At 63.4% G+C, this 7,840-nt stretch carries 8 protein-coding genes; 1 reads left to right on the top strand and 7 read right to left on the bottom strand.

The window, feature by feature from the left end; all coding sequences use genetic code 11:
* Window positions 1-40 precede the first annotated feature (40 nt).
* Window positions 41-835, top strand: a complete 795-nt coding sequence (locus tag PG896_RS20050; protein ID WP_139127866.1) for a hypothetical protein — start codon at window positions 41-43, stop codon at window positions 833-835.
* An 89-nt stretch (window positions 836-924) separates the two neighbouring features.
* On the opposite strand, the gene PG896_RS20045 is transcribed toward PG896_RS20050, so the two are convergent.
* From PG896_RS20045 to PG896_RS20015, 7 genes are all read right to left on the bottom strand, one after another.
* Complete coding sequence (locus PG896_RS20045) at window positions 925-1,950, bottom strand: substrate-binding domain-containing protein (RefSeq protein ID WP_270836135.1); 1,026 nt, start codon at window positions 1,948-1,950, stop codon at window positions 925-927.
* On the bottom strand, window positions 1,950-2,882 hold the full coding sequence (gene rbsK / locus PG896_RS20040) for a ribokinase (RefSeq protein WP_010674791.1): 933 nt from the start codon (window positions 2,880-2,882) through the stop codon (window positions 1,950-1,952). Before rbsK ends, PG896_RS20045 begins: the two co-directional genes overlap by 1 nt.
* A 98-nt stretch (window positions 2,883-2,980) precedes the next feature.
* On the bottom strand, window positions 2,981-3,856 hold the full coding sequence (gene rbsB / locus PG896_RS20035; protein WP_043152743.1) for a ribose ABC transporter substrate-binding protein RbsB: 876 nt from the start codon (window positions 3,854-3,856) through the stop codon (window positions 2,981-2,983).
* Between the two features lie 30 nt (window positions 3,857-3,886).
* Window positions 3,887-4,855 (bottom strand): ribose ABC transporter permease, encoded by a 969-nt coding sequence (rbsC, locus tag PG896_RS20030; protein ID WP_041211438.1) that lies wholly within the window; start codon window positions 4,853-4,855, stop codon window positions 3,887-3,889.
* Complete coding sequence (gene rbsA / locus PG896_RS20025) at window positions 4,852-6,381, bottom strand: ribose ABC transporter ATP-binding protein RbsA (RefSeq protein ID WP_043152739.1); 1,530 nt, start codon at window positions 6,379-6,381, stop codon at window positions 4,852-4,854. Before rbsA ends, rbsC begins: the two co-directional genes overlap by 4 nt.
* Before the next feature lie 35 nt (window positions 6,382-6,416).
* Entirely contained in the window at window positions 6,417-6,836 is a 420-nt protein-coding gene (gene rbsD, locus PG896_RS20020) for a D-ribose pyranase (RefSeq protein ID WP_043152736.1), read from the bottom strand.
* A 246-nt stretch (window positions 6,837-7,082) separates the two neighbouring features.
* Window positions 7,083-7,700 (bottom strand): glutathione S-transferase family protein, encoded by a 618-nt coding sequence (locus tag PG896_RS20015; RefSeq protein WP_010674786.1) that lies wholly within the window; start codon window positions 7,698-7,700, stop codon window positions 7,083-7,085.
* Window positions 7,701-7,840: the final 140 nt, after the last annotated feature.

Genomic DNA, 7,840 nt, shown 5'->3' with positions numbered 1-7,840 from the left:
GCGCGAGCAGCTATCACCCAGTAATGGGAATCCCCCTCCTGTGACGCGAAGCGCTAAGGTGGGGGAGGATGTCAAGGTGAGTCTGTTGCAGTTTGAGTTTGTGACCCGGGAAAGCAGCTTTGATCTGGCGTGTCGCTTCGGAGTGGCCAGGCGCGAGGGTGGCGAGGATGCCGATGAGCTATTGGAGCAAGCCATATTGGCATTGAACGAGGCCAAGCGTGAGGGGACCACCCTGGTGTGGTATCAGAGTGCGATGAAGGCTGATCTCCACATGGCCCAGCGGCAGCTGCACCAATTGCGGGAATGGCTGGCGGGGGCCGCCCCTTCCCCCCTGGAGACCCTCTGCGAGGCGATGAGAGACGAGCAGGGCGTGCCGGTGACGGCGGTCAGCCTGCGCTGGCGGGTGAGCCAGCAGCCCTGTGACGTGGGCTGGATGCAAGAGCGTTGTGTCCTTGGGCCCGTGATGGCACGATGGCTGACAGAAGAGCCATGCAGTGGCACCTTGCTGGTAAGGCTTCATCAGCCTGCCCAGCTGGCCCCTCTGCTGGCGAGCCTGCCCCCCTTGCCACAGGGGAGACTGATCCTGGCATTGCCTGCGCTGATACCGGATGCCACCCTGCTTGAGAAGATGCGCGAGTGTGGCTGCATGCTGGCGCTGAGCGAGCTTGGCAGCTGCGCCCCCGAACTGCTGCAAGCGGGCTGGCCAATTCGCTACTGGCTGCCAGCACCCTCCGGGTACGAGGCGCTGCTCCAGCCGTTGGCAACGGCGCTGGGGCTGCTGCGCCTGGCTCCCCTGGGAGAGGCGCAGCAAGAGGATGAGCTCAAGCTGAGTTGAGTGGTGGCTTGTGCAGTCTCGGGGCCGATGCCAAGGAGACAATACACAGAAGAGCGGCTCATGGCCGCCCTTCTGCTGCTTGCTGGCACTTAAACTGGTTTGCTGTCCGGTGAGGAAAAGGGAACGCAGGAGTGTCTGATCACCAGGTCCGGATCCACGGTGATCATGCGGTTTGCGATGGGCTCGCCGTTGATGCGCGCCAGCAGCCGGGTGACGGCGAGGCGGCCCAGCTCCTCTTTCGGTTGATTGACCGTGGTGAGCGGGGGGGACATGAACTGGGCCAGCGCCACGTTGTCATAGCCGACGATGGAGAGATCGCGGGGGATCACCAGCCCTGCCTGATGGGCGGCACTGATGACCCCCATGGCCATCATGTCGTTGCAGACAAACAGCGCGGTGGGACGCTCTGGCAGCGCCAGCAGGCGGGTCATGGCGGCGGCGCCGCTGGCGCAGTCAAAGTCTCCCTCCTGGATCCAGCCCGGATTGACGGTGAGCCCGGCCTCCTGCATCGCTTGCTCGAAACCCGCCTGGCGCTGGTTGGCCGGGGCGCGGCTGTGGGGGCCCGTGATGCAACCGATGGCAGTGTGACCCAGCCCCAGCAGATGGCGGGTTGCCAGGTAGCCTCCACGATGGGAGTTGTCGGCGATGAGATCCACCTCGCCATTCTCCATGCCCCAGTCCATCACCACGACCGGCAGGCTCTTGAGCCAGTCGAGCTGGTTGAACACCTCCTGCTGCCCTTCACTGCACATGATGAGCAGGCCGTCGACCCGTTTCCTGAGCATCATCTTGAGGTAGGAGAGCGCCGTCTCGGCCTGTCCTTCGGTGTTGCCCAGCATCAGGTTGTAACCCTGCTCGAAGCAGTAGCGCTCCACCCCGCGCACCACCTCGGCGAAGAAGGGGTTGCTGGAGGTGGTAACCAGCATGCCGATGCTGTTGGTCTCCTTTACCTTGAGGCTGCGGGCCACCAGGCTCGGGGCATAGTTGAGATCGCGCATGGCGGCGAAGACCCGCTCCCGGGTCTCTTCGGCCACGAAGCGGGTCTCGTTGATGACGTGGGAAACGGTGGTGGTCGACACTCCCGCCAGCGCAGCCACCTCCTTGATATTGGCCATCAGTGCCCCTGCGCAGTCTGTTCAAGGAGGAAAGCATCGACCTCCTGCTTGCTCGGGATGGAGCTCTGGGCACCAAACCGGGTGACGGAGAGTGCCGCCGCCCCGTGGGCAAAGCGTACGGCTGCGTCAAAGTCGGCGCCGGCGAGCTCGGCCGCCAGGAAGGCGCCGTTGAAGGTATCCCCGGCAGCCGTGGTATCCACCGCCTTGACCCGAAAACCCGGCATGAGCGCCTGTTTCTGCCCCTTGCTGCAATAGACCCCTTGAGACCCCAGGGTGATCATCACCTCACCGATGCCCATCTGGTGGAAGCGGGTGGCAGCCTCCCGGGCGCTCGCTTCGTCCGTCACCTTGACGCCGGTCAGCAGCTCGGCCTCGGTCTGGTTGGGGGTGATGAGGTCCACCAGCGCCAGCAGATCCCTTGAGAGCGGGCGCGCGGGGGCGGGGTTGAGCACCACCCGGGTGCCGTGGGCACGAGCCAGACGGGCCGCTTCCTGCACGCTCTCCAGCGGCACTTCCAGTTGCAGCAGCAGGGTGTGGGCGGCGGCGATCATTGCCTCGTGACCTTGCACTACGGCCGGGGTGAGGGCGCCATTGGCTTCGGCGGAGATGCCGATGCTGTTCTCCCCCTCGTCGCTCACATAGATGATGGCGATGCCGGTGGGGAGCCTGGGGTCGAGTTCGACGGCGCTGACATCGATGCCGTCGTTGGCAAACCCGGTTTTCATCTGGTGGCCGATGGCATCATCACCGATGCGGGCGATGAAGGAGACAGGGGCGCCGAGGCGGGCGGCGGCCACCGCCTGATTGGCGCCCTTGCCGCCGGGAACGACCTGATAGCTGTGGCCGGTCAGGGTTTCACCGGGGCGGGGAAAGTGGGGGACGCGCAGCACATGATCCGCATTCACGCTGCCGAGGACTACGAGACGATTCATTCCTATCACCCTTGGTTGAGTACATCCTGGTCTGGGTGGGCCCAGACCAGGCGGCACTGGCGGAAAAAGAGAGGGGAGGCGAACCTCCCCCCAACAACTTACTTGTTGACGATTTGCAGCGGTACCGGGATGGATTTTTCCACCGGTTGACCCTTGAGCACCTTGTCGGCGGTTTCCACGCCGATGGCGCCGATGAGGGCAGGCTGCTGGGCCACGGTGGCGGCCAGTTTACCCTTGGCCACGGCGGCTTTGCCATCGTCGGTGCCGTCAAAGCCCACGATCATCACCTCTTTGCCAGCGGCCTGCACGGCGCGGATGGCACCCAGCGCCATCTCGTCGTTCTGGGCGAACACTGCCTGCACGGTCGGATGGGCGGCCAGCAGGTTCTCCATGACGTTCAGACCCTTGGTGCGGTCAAAGTCGGCGGGTTGGGAGGCCAGCACCTGCAGTTTGTTGGCGGTGACCGCCAGGGCGAAGCCTTCGCCGCGATCACGGGCGGCGGAGGTACCTGCGATCCCTTCCAGCTGGATCACCTTGGCACCGCTGCCCAGCTTCTCGGCGATGAAGTCGCCAGCCAGCTTGCCACCGGCCACGTTGTCGGAGGCGATGTGGGCCTTGACGTCACCCTGGGCTGCGCCGCGGTCCAGGGTCAGCACCGGGATGTTCGCCTTGTTGGCCAGGCGAATGGCGTTGCCCACGGCTTCGGAGTCGGTCGGGTTGATCAGGATGGCGTTGACCTTGCGCACGGCGAGATCTTCCACGTTGGAGAGCTCCTTGGCCGGGTCGTTCTGGGAGTCCAGCACCACCAGCTTGTAGCCAAGCTCCTTGGCCTTGGCTTCGGCCCCCTCCTTCATGGTGACGAAGAAGGGGTTGTTGAGGGTGGAGACCACCATCGCCAGGGTGTGATCCGCGGCCTGGGCGGTGCCCAGCACGGACATGATGGCGGCAGCGAGCAGGGTATTGAGCTTTTTCATCATTTCATTCCTTGTGTGTGGCGTGGCTTGTTAACGGTTGCTTTTGTTATCGATCATCACGGCAAGCAAAATCACGCTGGCCTTGGCGATCATCTGGTAATAGGAGCTGACGTCGAGCAGGTTGAGGGCATTGTTGAGGAAGCCGATGATGAGGGCACCGATCAGGGTACCCATGATACGGCCCTTGCCCCCCATCAGGCTGGTGCCCCCCAGCACCACGGCGGCGATGGCATCCAGCTCGTACCCCATGCCGGCTGTGGGCTGGGCGGAGGAGAGGCGGGATGTGACGATGAGCCCGGCCAGTGCCGACAGCATGCCGCACAGACCATACACCGCGAGCTTGACCCGATCCACATTGATACCAGAGAGGCGGGTGGCCGATTCGTTGCCGCCGAGGGCATAGATGTGGCGGCCCAGGCGAGTGTGGTTGAGCAGGTACCAGGCCAGCAGGAAGACGATGGCCATCAGCCAGATGGGCACCGGCAGACCCAGCAGGTAGCCGGTCCCGAGCCAGGCGAAGTGATCGGCGCCGTCACTGAAGCCGGTGGAAATGGGGCGCCCCTCGGTGTAGACCATGGTGACGCCGCGCAGGGCGGTCATGGTGACCAGGGTGGCGATGAAGGCCTGTACCTTGCCCTTGGCGATGATGAGGCCGCTGATGCTGCCAAGCAGGGCGCCGGCCCCCAGGGTGAGGGGGATCACCAGGCCGATGGGCAGCTCCATGGCCACCATGGTGGCGGCCAGGGCGCCGCACAGGGCCAGTACCGAGCCGACCGACAGATCGATGCCGGCGGTGAGGATGACCAGCGTCATGCCGACCGCCATGATGGCGTTGACCGATGTCTGGCGCAGGATGTTGAGCAGGTTGTCGGCGGTGAAGAAGTTGGGGCTCAGGAAGGAGACCACGCCGATCAGCACCAGCAGCGCGACCAGGGACTTGTTCTCGATCCACCAGGCCTTGCTCATGACGCCGCGGCGGGAAAGGGTTTGGGTTGTCATTGTGCTGCCTCTTGCTCTGCTTGCCACTGTTTACCGACTGCCGCTGCCATCAGCTTCTCCTGATTGGCATCGCGGGTGTTGAATTCTGCGCTGATGCGCCCTTCGTGCATCACCATAATGCGATCACTCATGCCGAGCACTTCCGGCATTTCGGAGGAGACCAGGATGATGCTCATCCCCTCCTTCTTGAACTGGTTGATGAGCTGATAGATCTCCTTCTTGGCGCCGACATCGACGCCGCGGGTCGGCTCATCCAGGATCAGCACCTTGGGCCGGGTCAGCAGCCCCTTGGCGATGGCCACCTTCTGCTGGTTGCCGCCGGAGAGGAGCTTGATCAGCTGATCCTGACTCGGGGTCTTGATGTTGAACAAACGCACATAGTCCCCTACCGCCTGGCGCTCGGCCTTGCCGTCAATCTTACCGCCACGAATGAACTCGCCGAGGGCGCACAGGCTCATGTTTTCGCGCACCGACAGCTCCAGCACCAGGCCGTCGCCCTTGCGATCCTCGGAGATATAGGCGATACCAGCGGCCAGACCATCGGCCGGGCTTCTGGGTACCAGGGCGTGGCCATCCACCGTCACCTGGCCAGCGCTGATGGGGCTGGCACCGTAGATGAGCTTCATCAGCTCGGTGCGGCCGGAGCCCATCAGGCCGCTAAAGCCCAGAATTTCCCCCTGACGCAGGGAGAAGCTCACCCCGCGCACGCCGGGACCAGCCAGATCGTTCACCTGCAGGCTAACCGGGCCAAGCTCGCGCTCAAGACGTGGGTACTGCTCTTCCAGCCGGCGGCCCACCATCATCTCGATGATCCTGTCTTCATCGAGATCGCTCACCGCCTGCTCGCCGATCCACTTGCCATCCCGCAGCACGGTGACCCGATCGCAGATCTCGAAGATCTCTTTCAGGCGGTGGGAGATGTAGACAATGCCGCAGCCCTGCTCGCGCAGTTCACGAATGACGGTGAAGAGCTGCTCGGTCTCGGTGTCGGTCAGCGCATCGGTGGGCTCGTCCATGATGATGACGCTGGCATCGAACGACAGCGCCTTGGCGATCTCTACCATCTGCTGTTCACCGATGGAGAGATCCCCGAGTCGGGTATCCGGGCCGTGCTTGACGCCAAGTCGCGCCAGCAGACCGCTGGCACGCTCACGCAACTGCTTGTGGTCGATGCTGCCAAAACGGGTGCGCGGTTCGCGGCCGAGGAAGATATTGGCGGCAATCGACAATTCCGGCAGCAGGTTCAGCTCCTGGTGGATGATGCTGATCCCCTGATCCTGAGAGTCGCGGGGGCCCTTGAAGTGCACCGGCTGGCCGCGATAGTTGATGTAGCCCGCATCGGCCTGGTAGATGCCGGTCAGCACCTTCATCAGGGTCGACTTGCCAGCGCCATTTTCGCCGAGCAGGGCCATCACCTGGCCCGAATAGACCCGAAGACCCGCTTCGTCGAGGGCGCGTACCCCGGGGAAGGTCTTGACGATCCCGGTCAGCTCCAGAATGGGTGATAGGGGGGAGGTTGTGCTCATTTGCAGCTTCCTTGAAGAGGCCTTCTTTGAAGAATTCAGAACGCCACACCGGCGCAGAGGATCAGGTTGGCGTAGGGAGTCACCTCGCCGCTGCGCACGATAGCCTTGCTCTGGCAGGAGCGAGCCTTGAACGCTTCGTGCAGGCAGTACTCGATGGTGATGGGCTTGCCCTGGGCGGCTGCGTGGACCTCCAGCTGATCCACCAGCGCCTGATGGGCGGCGGGACTGATCTGCTTGATCTCGCTTGCCATGATCACCTTCTCCACCACCAGGTCGGTGAGTAGGGCGGTCAGTACGGTTTCAAGGCTGGGGGTGCCCGCCATCAGCGCCAGATCGATGCGCTCGGGGCCTGCCGGAATGGGCAGGCCAGCGTCGCAGACGGTGATCTCGTCGGTGTGGCCCATCTGCGCGACCAGCGCGCTTAAGGGAGCATTGAGCAGCTTGCCTCGTTTCATACAGCACCTCGGCGGCATGGGACCGCATATGAATATTGAGTTGGGCAATCGGTTACGCAACCGGTTGCGTCATTAGGGCGAAAGATAGGTGTTAACCGTTAACGGGTCTAGGCAGTGATGACGAAAATGTGAAAACGATCTCAGTGACAGGGCAATTTCAGAAGAAACGGGTGCCATAAGAGCACCCCGTCTGAGAGGCGTCGCCGGATGTTGCCCGCACAAAAAGGCGTACCCGGCGCGAGGAGATCAGAGGGCGAGCGCCGCCTGCACTGCGGGGCGGGCCAGCATGCGCTGATAGTGATCCGCCACCTTGGGAAACTCGCTGATGGCAACCCCGTCGCTCTCGAGCCAGCCTGCAATCACGAAGAGGTAGATGTCGGCCAGGCTAAAGCGCTCCCCCAGTACCCAGGGGCCGGCCAGATAGTGGCGCTCAATCTGGTCAAAGCCATCGCGCATGTTCTGGGGCATCTTGGCCTGCATGGCAGCCATGGCCTGTTCATCGTCGGCCCAGCGGCCGGGACGGCGTCCATGGGCATGGGCGACATGGACGGTGGAGACGAGGAAACTGTGTACCTCCTGGATCCTGGCCAGGAGGAAGGGGTCATCCAATGGGGCCAGCCCGGCGTTAGGAAAACGCTGGGCCACGTAGAGCAGCAGAGCCGGTGTTTCGGTCAGCACGCCATGCTCCGTCACCAGTGCCGGGACTCGCCCCTTGGGATTGATGGCGAGGTAGTCGGGGCTGCGCTGTTCACCAGCGGCCAGATCCAGGCGCTTGACAAGGTGAGGGGCACCGGCCTCCACCAGAGCGATGCGTACCGCCATGGCACAGGTACCCGGGGCAAGATAGAGCGTCAGTTCGGACATGACCGTTTTCCTTGTGTGAGAGAGAAGAGCCAGTGGACATCTCGTCCGCCAGCGCGCGCCATATTAAATGCGAAAGGGGACTCCCTCCGACGTAGGTGGGAGGGGAATTTCGCCGGGGCGTCAGCCCCGCTGGTTTTGAA

Source organism: Aeromonas sp. QDB30 (assembly GCF_027707645.1).
In the GTDB taxonomy this organism is placed as follows: domain Bacteria; phylum Pseudomonadota; class Gammaproteobacteria; order Enterobacterales; family Aeromonadaceae; genus Aeromonas; species Aeromonas caviae.
Note: the sequence above shows the minus strand (reverse complement) of the source record. Positions and strands in the feature narration are given on the sequence as shown.